The organism is Microcoleus sp. CZ3-B2 (assembly GCF_036705055.1).
Lineage (GTDB): Bacteria > Cyanobacteriota > Cyanobacteriia > Cyanobacteriales > Microcoleaceae > Microcoleus.
Genome location: NZ_JAUBTN010000059.1, coordinates 1 through 23211 on the forward strand (window position 1 = coordinate 1; position 23211 = coordinate 23211).

16 protein-coding genes and 1 pseudogene are annotated in these 23211 nt (G+C 47.0%); 7 read left to right on the forward strand and 10 right to left on the reverse strand.

The window, feature by feature from the left end; translation table 11 throughout:
• Positions 1–91: 91 nt before the first annotated feature.
• The gene (locus QUA97_RS21890) at positions 92–5233 is read right to left on the reverse strand and encodes a CHAT domain-containing protein (protein ID WP_333196020.1); all 5142 of its coding nucleotides are present in this window, start codon (positions 5231–5233) and stop codon (positions 92–94) included.
• 210 nt (positions 5234–5443) lie between these two features.
• Here QUA97_RS21890 and coaE point away from each other — a divergent pair, with 210 nt between their 5' ends.
• A complete protein-coding gene (coaE, locus tag QUA97_RS21895; RefSeq protein ID WP_333196022.1) occupies positions 5444–6067 on the forward strand; it encodes a dephospho-CoA kinase in 624 nt (207 codons plus the stop codon).
• A gap of 69 nt (positions 6068–6136) precedes the next feature.
• On the opposite strand, the pseudogene QUA97_RS21900 reads toward coaE, so the two are convergent.
• A pseudogene (locus QUA97_RS21900) lies at positions 6137–7274 on the reverse strand (RNA-guided endonuclease InsQ/TnpB family protein).
• Positions 7275–8165: 891 nt separating this feature from the next.
• On the opposite strand from QUA97_RS21900, the gene patX reads away from it, so the two are divergent.
• Positions 8166–8369: a heterocyst-inhibiting protein PatX gene (patX, locus tag QUA97_RS21905; RefSeq protein ID WP_194070648.1), complete on the forward strand. Its 204-nt coding sequence runs from the start codon at positions 8166–8168 to the stop codon at positions 8367–8369.
• 115 nt (positions 8370–8484) lie between these two features.
• On the opposite strand, the gene QUA97_RS21910 is transcribed toward patX, so the two are convergent.
• Positions 8485–9888, reverse strand: coding sequence for a TldD/PmbA family protein (locus tag QUA97_RS21910; protein WP_333196060.1), 1404 nt, complete (start codon positions 9886–9888; stop codon positions 8485–8487).
• A gap of 271 nt (positions 9889–10159) precedes the next feature.
• On the opposite strand from QUA97_RS21910, the gene QUA97_RS21915 reads away from it, so the two are divergent.
• On the forward strand, positions 10160–11725 hold the full coding sequence (locus QUA97_RS21915) for a sensor histidine kinase (protein WP_333196024.1): 1566 nt from the start codon (positions 10160–10162) through the stop codon (positions 11723–11725).
• 251 nt (positions 11726–11976) lie between these two features.
• Here QUA97_RS21915 and QUA97_RS21920 read toward each other — a convergent pair whose 3' ends face one another.
• Together QUA97_RS21920 and QUA97_RS21925 are read right to left on the reverse strand one after the other, a co-directional pair.
• A complete protein-coding gene (locus QUA97_RS21920; protein ID WP_194070650.1) occupies positions 11977–13479 on the reverse strand; it encodes a UDP-N-acetylmuramoyl-L-alanyl-D-glutamate--2,6-diaminopimelate ligase in 1503 nt (500 codons plus the stop codon).
• 168 nt (positions 13480–13647) lie between these two features.
• Positions 13648–13953, reverse strand: a complete 306-nt coding sequence (locus QUA97_RS21925) for a glutaredoxin family protein (protein WP_194070659.1) — start codon at positions 13951–13953, stop codon at positions 13648–13650.
• A 294-nt stretch (positions 13954–14247) separates the two neighbouring features.
• Between QUA97_RS21925 and QUA97_RS21930 the strand changes: the two genes are divergently transcribed.
• From QUA97_RS21930 to sbcD, 3 genes are all read left to right on the forward strand, one after another.
• Positions 14248–15582 (forward strand): ATP-dependent DNA ligase, encoded by a 1335-nt coding sequence (locus tag QUA97_RS21930; RefSeq protein ID WP_333196029.1) that lies wholly within the window; start codon positions 14248–14250, stop codon positions 15580–15582.
• A 371-nt stretch (positions 15583–15953) separates the two neighbouring features.
• Positions 15954–16598, forward strand: a complete 645-nt coding sequence (locus QUA97_RS21935) for an SMI1/KNR4 family protein (RefSeq protein WP_194070651.1) — start codon at positions 15954–15956, stop codon at positions 16596–16598.
• 66 nt (positions 16599–16664) lie between these two features.
• The gene (gene sbcD, locus QUA97_RS21940) at positions 16665–17918 is read left to right on the forward strand and encodes an exonuclease subunit SbcD (protein WP_194070652.1); all 1254 of its coding nucleotides are present in this window, start codon (positions 16665–16667) and stop codon (positions 17916–17918) included.
• 118 nt (positions 17919–18036) lie between these two features.
• On the opposite strand, the gene fmt is transcribed toward sbcD, so the two are convergent.
• The 5 genes from fmt to QUA97_RS21965 all read right to left on the reverse strand — a co-directional run bounded on the left by fmt (position 18037) and on the right by QUA97_RS21965 (position 21582).
• The gene (gene fmt / locus QUA97_RS21945; RefSeq protein ID WP_194070653.1) at positions 18037–19047 is read right to left on the reverse strand and encodes a methionyl-tRNA formyltransferase; all 1011 of its coding nucleotides are present in this window, start codon (positions 19045–19047) and stop codon (positions 18037–18039) included.
• A gap of 115 nt (positions 19048–19162) precedes the next feature.
• Complete coding sequence (locus QUA97_RS21950; RefSeq protein ID WP_194070661.1) at positions 19163–19447, reverse strand: DUF2442 domain-containing protein; 285 nt, start codon at positions 19445–19447, stop codon at positions 19163–19165.
• Positions 19448–19662: 215 nt separating this feature from the next.
• Complete coding sequence (locus QUA97_RS21955) at positions 19663–19947, reverse strand: type II toxin-antitoxin system RelE/ParE family toxin (protein ID WP_106333263.1); 285 nt, start codon at positions 19945–19947, stop codon at positions 19663–19665.
• Positions 19944–20168 carry a hypothetical protein gene (locus QUA97_RS21960; RefSeq protein ID WP_194070654.1) on the reverse strand — a complete coding sequence of 75 codons (225 nt, stop codon included), beginning with the start codon at positions 20166–20168 and terminating at the stop codon, positions 19944–19946. The genes QUA97_RS21955 and QUA97_RS21960 overlap by 4 nt, the downstream gene beginning before the upstream one ends.
• Positions 20169–20400: 232 nt before the next feature.
• Positions 20401–21582, reverse strand: a complete 1182-nt coding sequence (locus QUA97_RS21965; protein ID WP_194070655.1) for a formylglycine-generating enzyme family protein — start codon at positions 21580–21582, stop codon at positions 20401–20403.
• A gap of 290 nt (positions 21583–21872) precedes the next feature.
• Between QUA97_RS21965 and QUA97_RS21970 the strand changes: the two genes are divergently transcribed.
• Positions 21873–23186: an ABC transporter substrate-binding protein gene (locus QUA97_RS21970; protein ID WP_194070656.1), complete on the forward strand. Its 1314-nt coding sequence runs from the start codon at positions 21873–21875 to the stop codon at positions 23184–23186.
• The last annotated feature ends 25 nt before the right edge of the window (positions 23187–23211 follow it).

Genomic DNA, 23211 nt, shown 5'->3' on the forward strand with positions numbered 1-23211 from the left:
TAATGACTAATGACTAATGACTAATGACTAATGACTAATGACTAATGACTAATGACTAATGACTAATGACTTCTTCCCTCTTCCCTCGCAATTACCAAGGCGAACCGATCATGGTAAAAGCAGCCCAATAATAGGGATGCGACAAATTACGATCGCCCCTGGCGGCCAACTCCGCCGGCAAAGGCAGAGCTTGATTGTTGCCCGATCGCACCAAATAACCATCCTGCAGGCGCACTTCTCCCCGCAGCATCGCCAACTGCGCTTGACGCAAAGCCTCAGCCTTAATCGGCGCGGTACGCAACTGCTGGTAAAACTCAGTCATCAGCCCCAAAGTACCCGCATCGCTGACATACCACAAACTCGCCAGAGCCGATTTTACCCCAGCGTGCACCGCCAACCCCGCAAACCCCAACTCAGCCTCTTCGTCACCCACCGCCGTAGTACACGCACTCAAAACCAACAACTCCACCTGCGGGTTGGATAACTTCAACTGATTCAACTGATTCAACCGCAACTTAGTATCCCAAAACTGAATGTAAGAATTTTCAGCCCCCCCTGGCTGAAAATCACCGTGAGTCGCTAAATGAATAATTTTGTATTGCGGTTGATTGCGCTTTTCCTTCAAATTTGCCAGAGTAAAAGCTTCATTCAGAAAAGACGAACCAGGCCAAATCTTGCCCACAATTGTCGATATTTCCAACGGCACAGCCGGCAGAGGATTTTGATCGTATTTGGTCGGAAATTTCGACGCACCCATCGCCAACACTTCCGAACCCCTAACATCGGCATAGCGAGTATCAGTCAAACTCAAACTGGGAATCAGCCCCAAACTGTACTTTTCTACCAAAAACTGTTTGCCATCAAAAAGAGCAGCCAAAGGCAAAGTTCGCAAACCGGCATCCATCGAAAACACCAAGGTGTCAATTTTGTTAGCCTCCAATTCCGGTTGCAGCGGTGCAATTAACCACTGATAAAGTTCCTGGGCTGGTGCCTTATAATCAGCAGTATTCAATCTCCGAGGAGTTCTCACAGCATTAGTGAATTCTTTGGCAACTTGCAACACAGTCTCGCGGCTTACAGACACGGTTTTAAAAACACTTTTGCCGTCGGGCAAAAATAACATAAGTTCTAAATATCCCTGTTGCGCCCACACATAAACAATCGCCGGCTTAACCCCTGTCAAGCGATCGACACTGCTGAGAGTATCTCGGATACTTTGCGGCGTGACTGACTTTTGAGCGATATTGCCACCAAAATAACGCTCAAATTCCTGGCCCTGAATTCTATCCCTTTGCTGCACAGCCTCGCTCGGACTTATTGCGATCGCACTCGATCGAGAAATCTCAGGAACCCTCACATTTCCGATACTTTCTGTATTTCCACCACTCGCGGGCTTCTGTGCTGTCGCCGCGCTGCCGTTTGTTGTCGCCGCAGGCGCGGCCCCATCGGCATTTAACACCCGCGACGACAGCAGTACAGGGGAGGATGAGGAGGGGGAGTCGGTTTCGTTCGGCAGCACCTCAACAGACCCAGCAGCAGGTTCTGGCGAGACATTTGCGGTACCGCTCTTGGGCCCAGACGCGGAGGGGGGCTGAACGACAATTTGTTGAGAAGTGCCTGTAGTTTTCAGTTCCACAGTGGTAGTTTCAGCAGGAGGAGGCACGATCGCCAGCGGTGTCGCAGTTGACGATTCCCCAGTCGTCGGCTTCGAGTTTCCCGCCGCCACAGTCGTCGCCTTGCAGTTTCCTGACCGGCAAGCGCTTTGCAGCAACGTCAGCGAACCCGATCGCACCTGCCCGTCTGTAGAAATGCTAACGCTCGATGGGCGATCGGCAGTCGTTCCAGTTCCCGCCGCCCGAAACACTCCTCCCGCATCGATTGCAACATCGCCGCCGGTATTGCCGCGAGCTTTGATCGAAGCAACTTCAACATCTTTGAGCCCGTTAATCTCGATCGAGCCGGCACTTCCCGACTCCGAACTCGAATTGACAGCCCCCGTCACGATCTGGCCGGGCGCGGCGATCGAGATATTGCCGCCGTTTTTGGCACCGAAAGCATTGACATTGCCCGCTGCTATCCCACCGGCGCTGCGGATGTTGATATCGCCCCCCGCCCCGTTCGCCGATCGAGATGAAACAACACCAGCAGTTAAGCTACCCTGACTGCTAGTGATGTTAATCCCCCCATTCGAGGTAACGTCTCCGACAGCGACAGTACCTGCGATCAGAGAAATTGTGGCGTTATCAGTACCGGCGATCGCACCCGTTCCCGCGATCGCGCCCTGGCCAAAAGGCGATCGGATCGTCGTCGAGTCTTGAAATGTCACCGCCGGGACTGGTGTAGAATTTGTTGAATTTGGTGCTGTTGTGGGCGGAACAATAGTTATCATGCCGCTACCGTCAGCACGGCCGATCGCTACGGAAGTAAACCCGTTCCGCAGCGAGTTCAATTTTGCAGCAGTCAAGTCCAAAGCCTCAGTCTCAGCAGCACCGGCAATAGTAATATTTTGAGCCGGATCGGACGGTTGCAGCACCAAATTGCCGTTGCTGGCGATCGAATTCTTACCGCCCGTCAAATCAATTTCATTACCTGTCAGAGTAATATTTCCCCCTGTTTGCGAACCGCCAGCTTCGATCGCCCCTGCTGTCACTCCCGCACCACCAGTCAGCGTCACGTTACCCCCGCGATCGCCCTTAGTGTCGATCGAGCCTGCAGTCACCCTACCCTCTGCCGTAACGCTCACATCACCAGCCGACGTGCGCGGCAGCTTGGAAGAATTGACAGAAGTGCTGATGCTGGGCGGAATTCCCGTGTGTAGCTGACCAGTTGTCACATTCCCCGTCGTACTGGCGATGCGAATTTCTTGATTTTTGGTAGTGATATTTCCGATGCGAATATTGCCGTCTGCTTTCAGAGTAATTGAGGCATCGTCAGCCCCAGTCAAAGAACTTGTAGTAGCAATTGTTCCCAAACCCGCCGGCGATTGAATAATTAGCGGGTCATAAAATGTGAAATCGTTAGCAATCAAAATCGCACCGGTACCGTTGCTGCGACCGATCGTAATTCCAGCAAACCCGTTTTCCAAACTTCCGAGTTCCTTTGCTGTCAGATTCAAATAAATATTAGTACCGACATCTCCAGAACCGCCGATCGCAATATTTTGACCGGAGCTCCAAGGCTGCATTACCAAAAAGCCAGTGCCGCCGATCGAATTATTGCCACCAGTCAAATTAATTTCATTACCAGTCAAAGTAATGTTTCCAGAACCCCCTGCGATCGAGCTCACTCCCAGAAGGTTCCTAGCCGTCAAAGTTATATTTGCCGCAGATTTAGAGCCGCTAGCATCAATTTTTTGGACTGTGACGTTTTGGCCTTCCAGCAAAATATTTCCGCTAGTACCGCTGCTAGAATTAGATGCCGAAATATTGTTAGCAACCGTTGTTCCCGGACTTATTAAACTAATATTTCCGCCGTTGCTCGACAAATTGCCCGCCGTAATTTGACTTCCCTCCAGGGCGATCGCGCCGCCAGCCGTGCTAATTGTATCTCTAGGATTCATCGAAAAAGCACCCGCACCGCTGCGATCGGCATCTGCCCTGAATGTCACCGAACCAGTAGTGGCCGCAAAGCTCAACTGACCGTCCGCCAAATCAGCAATTTTAATATCGTTGAGCGCTTCCAGAACCACATTTGCCGTCCCCGACAGACTTTCCAAAGCTCTAGTAGAAATTGTCAGCGAAGCATCGGAATTGTTTTGCCCTTCCGGTGGAGTTCCTGCCAAAATATTATTGTTAGCAATAATTTCCGCATCACCCGCCGCTGCTTCGGAATCTGTAATTAAAATATTCTCCGGGTCAAGCAGCAAAGTCCCCAAACCGTTTGTGCCGGAAGTATCGACATTACCGTTAAAAATCAATCTTTGCTTGCCCGAAACTTCCACAAACCCGCCAATACCTGCGCTGCCGCCAGTTGCAGAAACGCCCGTCGCGCTGATGCTGCCCAAAAATGCTGCCGTGTTGTCCGCCCAGACAAAAACTCTGCCGCCGTTACCGGAGTCTGTGGCGTTGGCGGCGATCGAACTTTTGCCATCCACATAAGTCATCGTCGCATTCGGCACAGTTCCCTCGCCCCGGTAATCTCCGCCGATCCGCACCGTTCCGCCGCCGTCGGCCCCCGAAGCATCAATCTTCGCTCCTAATAGCCCTACCTTGTCGCCCAACACGTTGATACTGCCTCCCGCGCCCCCCCTGGCAGACACGTCCGCAGCACCCGATATCAGCGCAGTTCCTGCCATTGCAGGCACTGTTTGGCCTGCAGTCAGTACGACTTCACCGCGATCGTTCACAGTTACACCCGTAGCCTCAGCAACGCCTTGCCCCGAAAGCAGTCGAGGCAAACTCAGGGGAGAAAAAGGCAGAGTTGTCGAACCCGACACTCCCGCACCCGGAGTAAATTCTAAACTCAGCAAAAGTCCGTTTTGACTCAACCGCACCCGATTTTCGCCAGGGACGGCCGCCACAGTAATTTGACCGCCGGGGGCTGAAAGTTTCCCTGTACTGATGACAGTACCGCCCAGCAAAGTCAAATTTTGCCTGCTTCCCACAGCCAAATCGCCGGCATTGACAATACTCCCCGACTGCGCGCCAAAAGCAAAAGTATTCGGCTCTCCGACGAGGGCCGCGTAGTCGTTCGCCCCGGTGCCGTTGAACCAGCCGCTGTCAAAACCGATACCGCTAGCGGTGGTAGCAAAAAAAGACCCGGACACGTCGAGTCGGGCATTGGTTCCGAAAATAATCCCTGCGGGGTTCATCAGGTACAAGTTAGAATTGCCGCCGCTAACTTGAATTAAACCGTTAATTAACGAAGCGTCGCCGCCGACAACGCGGCCGAGGATATTTTTAATGGTGGGATTGGAGATAAAATTGGCTGTTTCGCCAGAATTCAAACCGAATCGAGTAAAACTGTGGAACAGATTTGCTCCGTCTCGCGAGGCTGTGCCACCTGTAATGTCGTAGCGAGCGCCCGGTTTTGGGGCGATGGCGGTGCCTGCGCCCTCTGGTGCTGGAACGATCGATTGTGCTGCGGCAATTTGAGATTGGGGATAAATTGCCACAATTACCCATCCGCTGCTGTTTTCTTTGAGGAAAACCAGGTTGGGCAAAAAATCTAATATCAAAAATCCAGCAAGGGGAATTGCTGCCAGAATCGATCGCACAGCACGTTGAGCATTCATAGGTTTGCCTCGATCTAGACTTAAATTTGAGTTAAAAATGGAGATTTTAGCTAAAAAAGAGTCGATCGCACCCCAATGCTGACACTTCCTAACGCTAGCTCTCGATCGCAAATTTCCAATTTTCAGTCTAATTTTGATTGTGTCACCAACATAGCAAACACATAGACCAAGTGTCGAAACACACAGTTTTGTTTAAACAAAGAGAAAATTATGAGCGATCCAGTTGTCCGCGCGATCGGTTTGACAGGGGGCATCGCCACCGGAAAAACCGCTATATCTAATTATCTGGCAGATGCCTGTGGATTTCCGATTTTAGATGCCGATATTTATGCCCGCGAAGCCGTGCAACCCGGTTCGCCAATACTTGACTCTATTGTAGAACGATACGGCGCTAGTATTTTGTTTTCCGACGGCAATTTAAATCGCCCAGAGTTAGGAAATATTATTTTTTGTAACGCAGCCGAACGGCAGTGGTTGGAACAACAGATTCACCCTTATGTACGCCGCCGATTGGTGGAAGCAACTCAAAACTGCATTGCTTCACATAATCCGGTATCACCAAATACATTGACAGTAGTTTTGGCAGTGCCGCTGTTGTTTGAAGCTAACATGACAGATTTGTGTACCGAAATTTGGGTGGTGTACTGTTCGCCCGAAGTGCAGTTAGAGCGGTTAATGCAGCGAGATGGCTTGAATTGCGATCGGGCGAATGCCCGGATTAAGGCTCAGATGCCGCTAGCTCAAAAGTGCCAACAAGCCGATGTTGTTTTGGATAACTCCTCAACCCTCGACTCGCTATTTTTACAGTTGACACTCCTGGGCCTCAAGACGTGAGGATTCTTAGTTCTGCGATGGGACTTAAATCAAGAACATTACTGCACCCGATCCAGAGATCCAATCTCCCTAAGCGTTTACTGCATCTAGTACAGAGGTTCCGACGTGCCCCGTCGTACCTATCCCGCGATTCAGGATATTAATTGCGGCATTACGAGCCCTATCCATCTCGCATCCACACTGACAAGCATGGGTTCGAGTGGATAGAGATTTTTTAACGACTTCCCCGCAATTACTGCATTCTTGACTGGTGTAAGCAGGATTTACCGCAATAGTTATCCGACCAAACACTTTTCCAAAATATTCTAAGAACACTCTGAACTGATACCAAGAAGCATCGCTTATTGATTTTGCTAGGCAGTGATTTTTAACCAGGTTAGACACTCTCAAATCTTCGTAAACTACTACATCGTTTGATGTGATGGGAGCACCTTGCAAGCTTAATTGCATGGTATGAGCGCTGTCTACTTATTTTGAGATGTCGCTTACCTAAAATCACTCTAGCTTTGTGGCGATTTGACCCACCCTTGACTTTCCGACTTACAAGACGCCCAGCACGTTTTATTCGTGCTTCACATCTACGCAGAAATCTAGGGTTGGGAACCATGAAGCCATTTGAATCAGTGTAAAACTCTTTCAAACCGACATCTAGTCCAATCGTTTTGCCTGTCATGGGAGCGGTTTCTACTCGTTCTACAGAGATGCAAAACTGGACGTAATATCCATCTGATCGTTTTACCAACCGCACCCGCTTAATTTTGTCTGGTTGATAGAAATTTAAGTCGCGAGTACCTTTTAACTTCAGTCTGCCAATTCCACACTTATCGGTAAAGATGATTGATTTCCTATCTTCCGAGAGCTTCCAAGAATTAGTTTTGTACTCAACAGAACGACAATTTTTCTGGAATTTAGGAAACCCAACTCTTTTACCTTTAATGCCTTTTTTAACACGATCGAAGAATCGAGAAATACTGGCCCATGCTCTTTCTGCACTAGCCTGCCTGGCCATCGCACCTAACTTATTTGCAAATTCAAATTATTTTGCCCAAATCGCACAATACTTAGAACGATCGAACCAAGATTTAGCGCCACCATCCATCCACAGTCGGATCGATTTGTTGCGAATGAATTGACAAATTCTAATCGCTTCATCGACTGCCTGGAATTGATCTGGTTTTGCGTAAGCCTTGAATTCGAGAACGAGCATCTTAATTTTCTCCTGTTCCTACGATAACACGTTTATCATAGGAATGCCTAACTTCCTCTAAAAATATGGAGAAAGTCCCCCTAGAAGGGGGAGGCTCTAACCCCAATTTTCTGGTAGACAAACAACTGAGTCGATTTGAGATTAGAGATTGCTCGTTACTTTCGCTCTGCCTGGTAATGCAGATGCTTTGGCTCTGCCTCCTTTGAGGAAAGCAACTTACAGGAGAGAAGACTGTAGGAGCTGTTTAACTTATTAAGTTTTCGATCCTGAGTCGATTTGAGATTAGAGATTTGAGAGTTGAGATTTAGGAATCTGCTACAAAATAAATTTATCTGCGTTTATCTGTGTTTATCTGCCTGATATCTGCGGTTTCGCGATCGATCGCAAATTTATGCAATCAGCTTTAAGCTGTTGTGTAAATAAACATTGTATATTTTGATGACAATCAAAAATTGTCAAATCCTCTCCCCCTCTCCCCTGATCCCCATCGGACCCTCAATCGCCATACACAATATATATGAGCAACAGCTTACCGATGATCAATCGTGACCCATTGTTGCCGAAAAATGCTTTATCAATAAATTATGAATTTAATCGGAATATTAATAAAAAATTACAACTTACGGTGTTTGTTTGCTTGCTTGTTTTAAGAGGATTTCAAAAAAAAACACAGGTTGAATAATTTTGCGATCGAGCAATTGGGCGAAAACTCGAACTTACGAGCGCATCAGCGAGTTGAATGAGGGGCTTTACCCCCTTTTGAGGAAAACTCAAAAAAATCGCAGGTGCTGTCAATTACTAACTGATGATTTCGTCGCAATTCCAAATTTTACCCTGATATCAGAGTAGAGGCTGCGTATCAAGAAGTGGAAAATACAAACACCCAATTTTATGATGCGCGTTTACTCTTCCATTCTCATGTCAAGCCTGTTACTGAGCGCCACTGCAGTTAAGGCTCAAAGCTTAGAAGCTCGATCGAGCTTTTTCTCTCAAGACAACTCTGCTTCGGAAATTATCACCCATCAAGCGAACACTCACAACTTTCGCGCCGATACCGATAAAGATACCTTGCCCGAGCGAGGCAGCGGCAGATAAACCGTCAAAAAAAGGATGTATTTGCCCAAAAGAAAATCGGACGGCAGGTAACAACAATCAAGGTAAAGCGCGAGTAGGAATCTTCGGCTTTACCTTGATTTTTTATTTTGATGCTTTACTCTGGGGCAGCTTCGCCGCCCACAACCACGTCGCGAATCCGCAAACTCGGGCCGCCGCAGCCCACGGGTAAACCGCTTTGTCCTCCTTTACCGCAGCCGCCGGATTCATCCCAGTAAAAATCGTCGCCGATCGCCTCAATATCGGCTAAAGTGCTGAAAACATTACCCGAAAGAGTCACATCCCGCACCGGATTGTCGAGTTTTCCGGATCGGATCATCCAAGCTTCCCCAGCACTGAAAGTAAACATTTCGCCGTTAGTCATCCCGCCCTGCCAATTGCGTGCATAAACTCCTTCTTCGATCCCAGAAAATAAGTCCGGCACCGGCGTATCGCCTCTTTCGATCCAAGTATTAGTCATGCGGACGATCGGCGGATAATGATAATTTAAACAGCGAGCATTACCGGTAGGCGTTTCTCCCAACTTACCCGCTGTTTCCCGCGAGTGCAGCCGCCCGACTAATGCGCCGTCTTTAATTAACTGAGTAGTAGTCGCCGGAGTGCCTTCATCGTCGTAGTAATAGCTGCCTCGGTGTCCCTCCGGCGCAGCACCGTCGAAAATTTGCAAGTTTTTCGGGCCGAACTGGCGGCCGAGGGTCATCACTTCCAAAATATCGGGGTTTTCGTAGGCCATGTCGGCTTCGGAAAGGTGTCCGAAGGCTTCGTGGACGAACAATCCGGTCAAAATTGGGTCGATGACGACGGTGTAGGTGTTGCCTTGGACGGGGGGTAAGGCTAGGGAATCTACGGCGCGCTGGGCGGCGCTGCGAACTTGGGTTTCAAGTTCCATTAAATCTTCGTAAGCTTTGCGGGAACCGGTGGTTTCCCGGCCGGTTTGTACGGTTTCCCCGCTGCGGGCTGTGGCGGCAAAGCGCATTTCCATGTCTGCCCAACCTTGTTCGAGCATGGTGCCTTCGGAGGTGGCGAGGATGATGCGCTGGGTGCTGTCGCCGTAGCGCACGGAGATGGTGGCGATGCGGGGGTCTATGCTGCGTAAAATGGCTGCGTAGCGATCGCACAATTGTTTTTTGTCAATTAAGGGCACCAGGCGGGGGTCTGTTCCTGTCAGCGGCAGGAAGCAAATGTCCTGTACGGGCGTTACTGGCGCGAGAATTGTTTCTTCTTCGCCGATCAGTTTGGCCGCGGCGATGGCTTCTTCGATTCTTTCGGCGAGGGTGGAAAGTCGGTTAAAACTGGCAAAGCCCCAGCCGCCTTTGTGACAAGCTCGGACTTGACCTCCTATGGAGATTCCTTCGCTGAGGGTTTCAATTTTTTCGCCCCGCAGCAGGATGTCGGTTCCTTCGGCTTCTTCGAGTCGAATTGCTAGATAATCTACTTGGGTGCGGTAGCGTGCCATTAAGTCTGACAGCAGATTTTTGGAGTCGGCGATCGAGGTGGGCATAAGGAAAGCAGGGTGTTTGACTGCATCCATTTTGCACTTTTGTTAGGGCGATCGTCCAAAATATCGCCGGAAGCGCGGAGATTGCGACTTATTGGTACGGTTCTGCCAATATCGTTAGTTGACAAATATAGATATCCTGTGGGTTAGGGGCAAGACGCAAGAAATTAGGCTGGTTGTTTCCGTCCTACTGCTGCTTAAATTCTCGCTCCTAAACATTCCTATAAATAAATACTTCATTCTTCACGTCTGTGAAGGTGGGCTTATAACTACTGTGAATACTTACTTTCTACCAACAATCAGCGAAATTTTAGCCTCCGAAGGCTCTGAAAATGACCTCAGTCCCTCTCCGAGGTCGATCGCCCAAAACGGCCGCCCGAAGTGTCCTGGGAGTCGTGCGGCTGCTAGACAGAAGGCTGAGCGGGAATGGTACGGGGCGATCGCAACTTTGAATCAAATGCTCGATCGGCAAAAACACTGTCTCTCCCCAAATCCCAATTCTTGTCAGGGATTGGTTTTGTCCGGGCCGTCTTCGGTTTTGACAGAGCCCGCTGTCGTTTCCGGTTTTGCTAATTGGATTTTTACCAGTATTCCCGACAACGATGCAGGTTTGTGGTCTTTTCGTGCTAGACAAACTTTAGCTTTGCTACCGGCGGCCCAGCAGCAAAGATCTGTACCGGAGGCGGCCCCGGCTTTAGCTTTGGCGATCGGCGATCCTTTAGCAAACGAGCAGTTTTGTTTGGTTTTAACTGCTACTTTTAGTCTGGTGATGGTTTTGGGTGAAAATTCGGCGGGAATTCCGGCTTTTCTATTTTCTTTCGACCCGCAAATCGCCGCCAAAGCTTGGGAAGTTTTGCGGCGCAGGGTGACTGAAAGCGATTGTTTGCTTGCCAATTCTGACGGCGGTATCAATTTGCCAGTCAGCCAATTAACTCATAATTCTACGAAATTAGACGCGCAATTCCAGCAGTTTTTGCCTGTAGTTCCAAACTATCAAACAGTCGCGCAGTTCACCCGCTTGCTTCTGCATAATTTGCCCCTTGGCAAAGACGAAGTAGCGAGGGGAAAAAACGAAAGAGTTGATGATAGCTTGAAAGGGCGGGAAAATATCAATTGCAAGTCTCATCTGTCTCATGCTACCAAAGAAGTGGAATTGCTACAGGCGATCGCCCACGAAGTCCGCACTCCTTTGGCCACCATTCGCACCCTGACTCGGCTGCTGCTGAAACGTCCCAAACTCGAACCGGTGGTGGTGAAGCGTTTGGAAATGATTGATGCTGAGTGCACCGCTCAGATCGATCGCTTCGGTTTAATTTTCCGCGCCGTGGAATTGGAAATGTCGCAAGCTAAAAATTCTGGGATGCAGCTAACAGCAATGTCCCTCGGTGAAGTGCTGCAAAATAGCATTCCCCGCTGGCAAAAACAAGCAATTCAGCGCAACCACACTTTAGAAATTATTGTGCCCCAAAAATTGCCGGCCGTAGTCAGCGATCCGACAATGTTGGATCAGGTTTTAACTAATTTGATTGAGAATTTTACTCGAACTTTGCCCTCGGGGAGTCGCATTCAGGTAGAAGTGACTTTGGCGGGCGATCAGTTAAAATTGCAGTTAGAATCGGAGCACCTACCTGAAGGTAATGGCGCATCGACTTTTGCAGCTTCAGCGAATACTCCTTTGCGATCGATCGGGCCTTTGTTAATGGTGCAGCCGGAGACTGGAAGTTTGAGTTTAAATTTGAGCGTCACTAAGAATTTATTTCGAGCAGCGGGCGGGAAATTAGTAATACGCCAGCGGCCGCAAAAAGGCGATGTAATGACCGTATTTTTGCCGCTGCAATAGTGCTTAGTCATTAGTCATTAGTCATTAGTTTTAATCAATGAAAATCTCAATGACAAACTCCGTTCCTTCTCCCAGTGCAGAAATACAACAGTCAATGAGTTTGAGTTGTTTAGTCTCAGGATTAATCAGATATAATCTAGTGCCAATCAGATTCTATCGTCCTATCAATACTTAAAAATACAACAAATTTCACAGCCCACGAACAGCTAACAGTTAACTGTTAACAGTTAACTGTTAACTGTTAACCGAATTCATTTAACCGAATTCATTCTGGCTTTTAAGGCATCTCGCGCTTGTTCTCGATCGTCAAAATGGACTTTTTCGGTGCCCAAAATCTGATAATCTTCGTGTCCTTTTCCGGCAATTAGCACGCCATCTCCGGGTTTAGCGTCCATAATAGCAGTGCGAATTGCTGCCGCGCGATCGCCCATGACGACGGGCTTTACGGTGGCGGGGATACCTGCGAGAACATCTTCCAAAATGCGATCGGGATTTTCGGTACGCGGATTGTCGGAAGTAACAACGGCGACATCGGCCAATTCTGCCGCGATTTTACCCATGATCGGGCGTTTCGTGCGATCGCGATCGCCACCGCAACCAAACACGCAAATCATCCGCCCCGGAATAAACGGTCGCGAAGCCTTCAACAAGTTCTCCAAACTGTCAGGAGTGTGCGCGTAATCGACAATCACGCTAATATCTTGGTCGGGACTAATTTGTACCCGTTCCATCCGTCCCGGAACTCCCGAAAACTGAGATAATTTCTCCACAATTGCGGACAAATCTAAACCCAATTCTAAAACAGCGCCGACAGCAGCCAACATATTTGATAAATTGAACTGACCGACTAAAGGCAAAACAAAAGGAGTTTCGCCCTTGGGAGTGTGCAGCATTCCCTTAACTCCGTCGGGCTGATACTGTAAATCTGAAGCATACAAATCAGCCGTTTTGTCGGTTGTGCTGTAACTCCAAACTTTCTCCGATTTTAAACTTTCAACAATCCGCCGTCCGTAGGCATCGTCAATATTAATTACAGCGCGATTCTTGAGATAATCGGAACCGAACAACAGAGACTTTGCCTCAAAATAATCTTCCATATCGCGGTGATAATCGAGATGGTCTTGAGTCAAGTTTGTAAACACAGCAACTTCAAAAGTGCAGCCCAAAACCCGCTGCTGCGCTAAAGCGTGGGAACTGACTTCCATCACCCCGTATTTGCATCCAGCGGCGGCAGCTTCTGCTAGTTGTTTTTGCAGGTCAACCGCAAAAGGTGTGGTGTAAAGTGCAGTTTGTTGGAAACCGGGCCAGCGAGTGTAAAGCGTGCCGAAAATCGCGGTAGACAACTGCATTTGATTGAGCAAAAACTCGATTAAATGAGTTGTGGTAGTTTTGCCGTTGGTACCCGTAACGCCGACAAGTTTTAATTTGTTAGCTGGATTCCCGTAAAATGCGGTGGCTATTTGACCGCAAACTTGAGACATATCGGCTGCTGCGATGACACAAGTACCCCCGTCTTGGGAGGGTGTTTTCTCGGCTGCTGGGGTGGAAATTATGGCAGCAATTGCACCGCTGGCGATCGCGCTTTGCCAAAAATCTCCCCCATCTACGCGAGTTCCCGGCATTCCCAAAAACAAATCTCCCGCCGCACAAGCGTGGGAATTAGTCGATAAACCCTTGACTTCTGCATCAAGGGCCAGATGTTGGGTGTCAAAGGAAATGCCGGGAAGTGCTGCTAATAATTCTCTCAATTTCATCTGAAAAACTCCTCACTTGGATGTCTTGAATATGACTGGTGCAATTGTTTGAGCGGCTGTCTGCAGGCTGTGCTGTGCGCGTTACCGGCAGCAGAGAGATGGTTTGGGGTGCGGGGCGGGCATCGCGAGACCAGGATTAAACCCTGAGTTTTTGCATAAATCCTATTATTATTGTGACGCATCGATTTGCCAATATTTCTGTAACAGTTGCTCCAATTGGGTGACTGTGCAGCGGGGAGAAGGACGGGGTAACAGTTGTTCGGAGGAAAATGCAGGTTCGACAGCAGAATTTATTGGCTGGGGGTGGACTTTAAACAAAACTGGAACTTCGTACTGATAAGCTGCAAACCAATCGTCGCGTTGGGTAATATCTCGGACTTCGAGTTGAAATTTGAGGTTTTCAATCTGTTCGAGTTTTTCTTGCAACCCTTCGCATAAATGGCATCCGGGTTTGCTGTACAAAATCAATCGCATCATTAGAGTAAGATTAAACTCGATCTTAAATTGTCGAAGGTGCGATCGCAAGTTGGCGAACCCAAGGCGAGCAAGACACAACTCGCGACTTTATTGTTCGCAATGTGCGATCAAGTTATCTTAGCATTGGCGGCGAACAGATTACCGCCATTGACAATCAAAACACCACTACAAGCCTATCGTTTTCTTTCTTCTCTTTCTCTGTGCCCTCTGCGCCTCTGCGGTTAAAAAATAAATCTAGTTCACAAATCAAAGAGTTAAATTTATTCACACCTCCTAATTATCAACTTAACCTTGACTAATAAATCAAGCTTTAGTATAGTATATGAAGTAGCCCTACAAAAAGGAGGCCGTATGGACTGCACCGAATACGCCGAAGCAAAACGCAAAGCAGCTAAAAAAATTAGCGCCGATATCCGAGAACGTTGGAACAATCGCATCGTCACGCGGGAATTGCACTTGATGGGTGAAGCGGGGGCGGTGCAGTATTTGGCTGATTACGGGCGCGGCATCGGTACGGCAAAAGTTATTGGTTTTGCACTGTGTGCGGAGTCGGAAGGATACCCGGAAATGGCGGTGGGATTTTGGAAAAGAGCGTTTGAGTTGGAAACTGGAGAAAAGCCGACTAACAACACTCAAAGCAAGTCTACCACCAATGCTCCTCCTGCGGCAAAATCAAAAGCTGCTGCCAAAATAGAGACTGCAAACAATCCGATTGTTCCCGAATTGCCGGCGCATTTGCAGCCGGGAAAGATTGTGACGATGCAGCCGGTTGATGCGCCGGTGGAACGTTCTTATTACATCGAAAATCCCGATTATTGGGGACAGCCAAAACGGGACGGCAATCGAGTAGTTGTCATCGCGACGCTAGATAAAGTGTACTATCAATCGCGATCGACTAACCTGCGACAACAAGCATCAATTGCGATCGATCGCGCATTAACAGACACAGCCGCTCAAATTGGCACTTTTGTTTTAGACGGCGAACTGTATTACACAAGCTGTACCGGCAGCGAACACCGCACGGGCGCACAAGCTGCTACAATTAATATTGAAATGGGTTTCCCGACGACCCAACCAACCGCCGTTTATGCGATTTTCAAATGTTTGTTTTCCTACGGCAAAGACTTGACTGGGTTGGCAGAATCGGAACGAATTGCCGCCGGAGTTGCAGTTGGTGAATTGCTGGTAAGTTTATCTTCAGAATTTGAAATTGTACCGACTTATCGCACCGCCTCTGAAAAACTTTTGCTAGCCCAGCAGCAGGAATCGGAAAACAGAGAAGGCGAAGTTTGGATTTTGCACAACTGCTGTTATGTCGGCGGGAAAGATGTTAAAAAGTTTCCGATGGTGCGGACTAAATACTGTCAGGAATACGAGTTGTTGATTGTCGGGTTGACACCGACTAAAGTTGCGGGGCGGCCCTTTAGTGCGATCGAAGTCGCGCAAGAAATTGGGGGCAAATTACTGCGGGTAGGAACAGTGGGAACGGGCTTTAGCAGCGGGGAAATGCAGGAAATTGCCCGACTATACGAGGCTAACCCTCGCGGAGTTAAAATTAAAGTGCGATCGCAGGGATTGACGGAAAGCGGCAAATTGTGGCACGCGCGATTTCTAGAAATTTGTTAAAATAGGACGGCGGTTGAAACCGCCTCTATATAAACGATGTCTGCCTCCGCAGACTGAAGAAAATAAGACGCATCAATGTTTTTCAGCAAAAACAATTTCTACATCCCGATCAATCAATCTGAAATCCAAATTGAATGTTTTCGACTCAATGCTGAGGGAACTTTGCCCAATCGGATTTATAGACAAGGAGATGAGTTATATCGTTGACCGTTGCATCGTCAGGTGATTTAACCTGACTAGAACACAGAGAAAACAGAGAGAAATGAATAATTCCGATGCTAACGGAATTGATATTAGAGTTGACAAGTATAGATTTTCGCTGCCCGATCGCCCAAATTTATCAAAAAGTCCCCGGCATGATATTATGATGTATGAAACAACTTTTTCAGCCACGCAATCCTCTGGTTCGTACCTTCGCCCAAAGCTTAAAACGCTACTGTCCCGACGCGCAAAATTTGCTAAATTCTGGTGCAATTGAAACGGAAATAGACTTATTTAAAAAACTTTACCAACAATCGCTTCCCGAAACTTTTTATGATTTTTATCGCTGGTATAACGGTTCGGCTTATGAGAGTTCAGAAAATAAGTGGCTGTTGCCTTTTGAACACGGCAGGAGTATTTTATCTTTGGCATCTATTGTGAAGGAGAAAAAATTTTGGGACACCCAGAGTCAAGTTAATTTTCAAGAATGGCAGCCCGGAGAATATTGGAACAAAGCATGGATTCCGTTTATGAAAGTAGATGATTTGTGGCTGCGGGTTGTGGATACAAAGGGTTGTTTTGACGGTACTCCCGGACAAATTATTAGTTTTGAGTGCAAAAACGAACCTTTGAGAAGCATTGAATGCGATTCCTTTGATAAGTGGCTGGAAACTGTTATTGCAAAAATTGAGTTAGAATGTTTGTTTAAAGAGTTTCACGAAATCGGGTTGGAGGAAGAAAAGGCAATTTTTGCGATCGATAAACGCATCAATCCCAATCGACACAGCGTCGAATTAGCACCTATAAAAACATAAAATACTTGGCAAAGTGAGGACTTCACTCCTCACTACGAACCTCAATTACAACTTACAAAGAAAACAATGATTAAAATCTTACACCTTTCAGACATCCACATGGGAAGTGGCTTTTCTCACGGCCGCGTTAATCCAGAAACCGGCTTAAATACGCGGCTGGAAGACTTCGCAGCTACCTTGAGTAAATGTATGGACAGGGCAATTTCTGAACCCGTAGATTTAGTTATATTCGGCGGCGATGCTTTCCCGGATTCAACGCCGCCACCGTTTGTAAAAGAGGCTTTTGCGCGGCAATTCAGCCGCTTAGTTGACGCGCAAATTCCGACGGTTTTGCTAGTAGGAAATCACGACCAACATTCCCAGGGACAGGGCGGCGCGAGTTTGGGGATTTACCGGACTTTGGGAATACCTAAGTTTATTGTAGGCGATCGCCTGGAAACTCACCTCATACAGACCCGCAATGGCGCAGTACAGGTGGTTACACTGCCTTGGTTGACGCGATCGACCTTAATGACACGTTCAGAGACTGAAAGCCTTTCTGTGGGCGATGTTAACCAATTATTAACCGAAAAACTGACGATCGCCCTAGAAGGAGAAATTCGCCGTCTCAACCCCGAAATCCCCACCGTACTATTAGCGCACTTAATGGCAGATAAAGCCAGTCTGGGCGCGGAACGTTTTTTAGCAGTTGGTAAAGGTTTTAACATACCCGTTTCCATGCTAACACGCCCTTGTTTCGACTACGTAGCCCTCGGTCACGTTCACAAACACCAAAATTTGAATTTATCCAACAATCCGCCCGTAATTTATCCGGGAAGCATCGAACGAGTTGATTTTAGCGAAGAGAAAGAAGACAAAGGTTTTGTGTTAATTAATTTGGAACGAGGGAAAGCTGAGTGGGAATTTTGCGCGTTACCCGTGCGAGTGTTTCTGACGATTAAGGTAAAGGTGTCTGAATCGGAAAACCCGCAAGCTGACTTGGTTAAAGCCATTGGGAAGAAGCAAATCCAAGATGCTGTGGTGAGATTAGTTTACCAATTGCGATCGGAACAATTAGACTTAATAGATAACCCAGAATTGCACGCACTTTTAAGCGAAGCCCACAGCTACACAATTCAACCGGAATTAGTCAGTCAGCTAGCGAGGCCGCGGTTGCCAGAATTGAATGCTAATAATAGTATAGAACCTTTAGAAGCTTTGAAAACTTATTTAGCAAGTCGGGAAGATTTGAAAGATTTTTCTGAGAGTATGTTAGAGGCCGCGCAGGATTTGTTGGGCGGAAAAGAGGAAGTTTTGGAGGAAGTTTTGGTCGAATTTTAGGTAATATTCGGTAGGTAAATTCTCCTTACCACACAATCTCAGAAACCGGGTTTCTTCCTATATTTTTATTACTAAACCCAAATGATTCGCAGAAACCCGGTTTCTCCCTACCACTCATTTAGTTAACTTCAACCATCCCAAAAACCTCACCCGCCATCAACCGAGTCCCGTTGGCAAAATCCACCCCAGACTGCACCTTTTTCCCTGCCAACTGTACCTCTCGCAATAATAGCAAACCATCGCCAGTTTGAACGATCGCCCCCAAGCCCTTCACAACCCTGACAACCTCGCCATTTGCGCCCGACAACTGATCCAAAAGCGGCCATTCGCGTTCCAAAATCCTCAACTCCGGCGGTAATTGCAGCCAATATTCCGGCCCTAGTGGCACAGTAGCAATCACCTTCAAAGAATTACCGCGAAAAGTCGTAGTACAATCCGGGAAAAAGCCCCTAACTTGATTATGAAGGGCGATCGCACTTTGCGACCAATCCAGCACAAAATCCGCCGCTTTAATCATCGGCGCATAAGTCGCCTCAGCATCATCTTGAACAACAGCATCAACCTTCCCATCCCTCAATTTTATCAAAGTTTCCACCAACAAATCCGCCCCAACATCCGCCAACCTATCCCCCAAAGAATCAGCATTATCCAACAGCGAAATCCCAGCAAAACTCTTCAAAAATATCGCCCCCGTATCCATCCCAGCATCCATCAGCATAGTAGTAATCCCAGTCTCCTTTTCCCCATCAAAAAGACAGCGCTGAATCGGTGCCGCCCCGCGATACTTCGGCAAAATTGAACCGTGAACATTAACACAAGCCAAACTAGGAATATCGAGAATTTCTTGAGAAAGAATCTGGCCGTAAGCCACCACCACAAAAACATCAGCCTCCGCTTCCCGCAACATAGCAATAGTTTCCGCATCCTTCTTAATTCGGCGCGGCTGGAAAACTGGGAGACTGTGATTTAAAGCCACATCTTTAATAGGTGAAGGCATCAACTTATTGCCTCTTCCCCGGCGCTTGTCCGGCTGAGTCACCACACCCACCACCTCAAATTCTGGATGACTCAGCAAACTGGATAAAGTAGGAACAGCAAAATCGGGAGTACCAAAAAAAACAATTTTCATAGATTTTTAGTTAAGTACATAGGTTTTTTGAATGATTAGCAATTCATTCATAGTATCATTTTAAGCGGCCGTGGTTGTGACAGCAAGATTTTTATCTGTGGACTAAATCTAAAATCTAAAATCGACTGACAGATTCTTTTTCATAGGTAGCAATTGGCTGATTTGTAATAATTGAGTAGAGAACATCTGGGTCTAAATCTGCTCCATTTTCCCAGTAAACAGTTCCCAAATCTGGATTAATTTTGACTTGCACAAAGTAACTCAGGTCTTCTAAAGGGGAAAAAATTCCCGTGAATTCAATCAGTTGACTGATATCAACAACTCCCTCTATATCGTCTTCAAACTTGAGGTGTAGTTGATAGAATTCTAACGGTTTAACCGAGATAATATCTTTAAGCATTTGCATACTTGTCTTTTGAAACCTAATCGCGCCATCTCTTGACAGCCAGAAACTTATACCAAGAAAAGAAACTCAATTCAACAATATTCGTAGGGTTTGTCGCCATCCATACTATCCCAAACAAACGAAAAATCTAGCGAGCGACGCACCAGTCACAATATTTGAGTCAACAAACTCAACTAAGAATGTTGTAGCAAGGATTTTTTAAATTAGTATTAGTAAACATCATCGTGAGATCCAAGAGTCAGTAGAAAAATCTCTTCTTCATCTAGTTCAGAATTTTGAACAAATTTAAACACAATTCGATTTCTGTAGTCAATGGAACAAGACCATCGATCCGATAAATCTCCTTTGAGTTTATGAGTCTGCAAAGTAGGAGCAAATGGATCTTCCGAAAGTTGTTGCAATGTTTGCTCAATTTGAGAGCGCAATTGCGGGTTTTGGCGGACTAAACGCTTGAGAGTACGAGTAAAGGCTGAACTCCAGACTAAGGTTTTCACTCGTTCAACTCCGCCATCAAGTCGGCAACTGTACCACGACGTACATTGCCTTGTGCATAATCTTGCTCTGACTCTGCAACTTCTTGTAACAGTTCATCTCGACGCTGTTGTTTAAGTCGGTTTTGAATGATATCGATCAGGATAGTTTGCTCTTCTGGTGAAAGAGATTCTACGGTTTCTATTGCTTGTTGAAAAAGAGAGATTTTTTCAGCGGGAGTCATTGTTCGGCTGAGGTTGTAATCAGTCTATTTTAGCCTAAATTTGGTAAGCGCGATCCCTTTAATTAAATTACCTTAATTAAATCGTAGGTTTTTTGAATAATGGGAAATTATTCCATAGAGCAATGTTAGCACAGAGAGCGTGATTTTCTGCAAATAAATCGAGTCGCCAGAGGCGATGACCCAAGTGTAAAGAGAAGAAGTGTAGATCGTAAAAGGGTAAAAGTGTCAAGGGCTAAGGAGTCCACACAGCCGCAGAAACAACCCGAAAACCCCAGTCCCACTGCGAGTGGCCCGCAGAGTTGTAGCTGCGGTAGGTAGCACGGCAATTGACAGCATTGAGGTTCCACGAACCTCCACGCAGCACTCGGTCATCATTTCGGCCGGTTTCCCAGGAACTACCATCAGAAGGTGCACCGTTATAATTATCATGCCAAGGATCGGCGCACCATTCCCAAATATTCCCGTGCATATCGTACAAACCAAAGGCATTCGGCCCAAAACTCCCTACGGGCGTTGTTTCTTGGCGATAAAATCCTTTCGGCGCAGCACCGTAGGGATTATTGCCGTCACAATTAACTAAATCTGGAGTAATAGTTTCCCCAAAGTGAAAAGCCGTAGTTGTGCCAGCCCGACAAGCATATTCCCACTCGGCCTCATTCGGCAAACGATAGATTTTTCCTGTTTTCTCAGACAACTTCTGACAAAAACTTACCGCATCATCCCACGATACATTTTCCACAGGCCGTTTCCCACCTTTAAAATAAGAAGGGTTATTTCCCATCACCGCTTGCCATTGTTCTTGAGTAATGGGATATTTCCCTAAATAGAATGGTTGGGCAAAAGTAACTTTATGTTGGGGACGTTCATCATCATCACCTTCTCCCGACGGTGCACCCATCATAAAACTACCCGCTCGGATATGCACCATTTCCAGCTTGATTCCATTCCCTAAATCTTCTTCTTTTTGATAAGCTTTCCCCGACTGCTTATTCGTTGGTTTCCCATGCTTATCCACCGTGATGATTTCAAAGATAAATTCTTTACCTTTACTCGCTTCTGCCTCCCGGCGCAAAGGTTCCGCTGCGGCTGCTGGAATACCGCACCCAGAAACTGTTGCATAGGAAGAGTTGACTGTCCAAACTTGTTGATGATGTGCATCTAGGCCTGATGTTTGATGCCAGTCATGGTTTGGGTGACTTTCTGCCCGTGCAGCTTGAGATAAATCTGGTACAATGTCTGGTTGGTTAGTCTGGATAAAATTAGGCTGTTGAGAATAGTCCGGTAAATGATTTGGTGTTAATTTTAGATCTGAATGTTGCACAGTCTGCAGCGTGTCGGTGTCTAAAGATTGCAGAAAATCATTGAGTTGAGATTGCGGGTTATTCTGTCCGGGATCTAGCAGGGCATTATTCATGGTGAGTCACCAAAATAATAACTATGTACCGATTGTAGTGGAAAAATCAATAATTATCAGGAATTACTCAAAATTTGATTGCACCAGAAAGAATTAGTTTAAAGCCTCTTCCTGTTAGGTAAAAATCAAAAGAAAACTATTGATTGCGATCGTCTTCTGCTTTCTAGTTAGAAGTCGCCCTCATCAGTCAACTGTCAACGATCGACTGTTGAACTACCTCTCACCATCCGCGTCCATCCGCGTCCACCTGCGGTTAAAAACAAATTTTTCTCCCTGAAGGCAACTAAAAAATGATTTTATCATTATTCAAAACAATTAAAATTCAATTCAAACTAATTTTCTGTCTTTTGCTCACCTTAAATTTACTAATATTAAGCGGCTGCCAAAACACTTCAAAAAACAGCGACACAATCGAACTAACACTGTGGCACGGCATCAATCCCCCGCCTAATCGCGACGTATTTCAAACCCTCACGGACAAATTCAACCAAACACATCCTCACATCCAAATAAAACCAATTTACATCGGACAGCCAGACCAACAAATGCCAAAAATCCTCACAGCAATAGTAGGAAATGCACCGCCGGATTTGCTGTGGAATGTGCCCACAATTGGCGGAAAATTAGCCGAACTAAACGCAATTCAACCCTTAGAAGCATGGCTGGACAAATCGCCCCGAAAAGCCGAAATCTATCCGGCATTGTTCGAGTCAATGGAACTCGACGGACATATTTGGTCGGTTCCCCTAGCGACAAACAACGCTGCGATATTTTACCGTCCCAGTTTATTTAAAGCAGCAGGAATCGAACAAGTGCCGCAGAATTGGGGGCAATTAAAGCAAGTAGCCCGATCGCTCACCAAGGACACCAACGGAGACGGCCGCCCAGACCAACACGGCATAGTGCTCTCCCTAGGCAAAGGAGAATGGACAGTATTTACTTGGCTGCCATTCATGTTCAGCGCCGGCGGCGAACTCTTGGCCGCCTCACCTCAAACTCCCGTACCGCAAATCGACAATCCCGGTGCTCTGGCGGCCTTAGAATTGTGGAGCGACTTATTAACAGAAGGTTCAGCAATACTGTCAGCACCCGAACGCGGTTACGAACTCGACAAGTTCATCGCCGGCAAAGTTGCGATGCAAATCACCGGGCCCTGGACGATAACACAATTGCAGCAAAGCGCGATCGACTACGCAGTGATGCCCGTACCCGCCCTCAAACGCCCCGCAGCAGTTGTTGGGGGTGAAAACCTATTTTTAATGAAAACCTCCCCAGAACGCGAGAAAGCCGCCCTAGAATTCTTAGAATACGCGATCGGCGAAGAATTCCAAACAGCCTGGGCCTTGGGAACAGGTTACTTGCCAATTAACTTAAAATCGAGACAGAGCAAAGCTTATCAAAGCTTTGTGGAAAAAAACCCTGTTTTGCGAGTATTTTTAGAACAAATGAACTCGGCCCGATCGCGCCCCATCATCTCAGGTTACTCCCGCCTGTCAGAAAATGCAGGCCGCGCCATAGAAGCAACCCTTCTGGGCCAAAACCCCCAAGACGCTCTCAAAGAAGCTCAAGAGCGTTTGACACTAACCTTAGATATTACCAAGTAAAATACAGATTGATAATGGGAAAAAA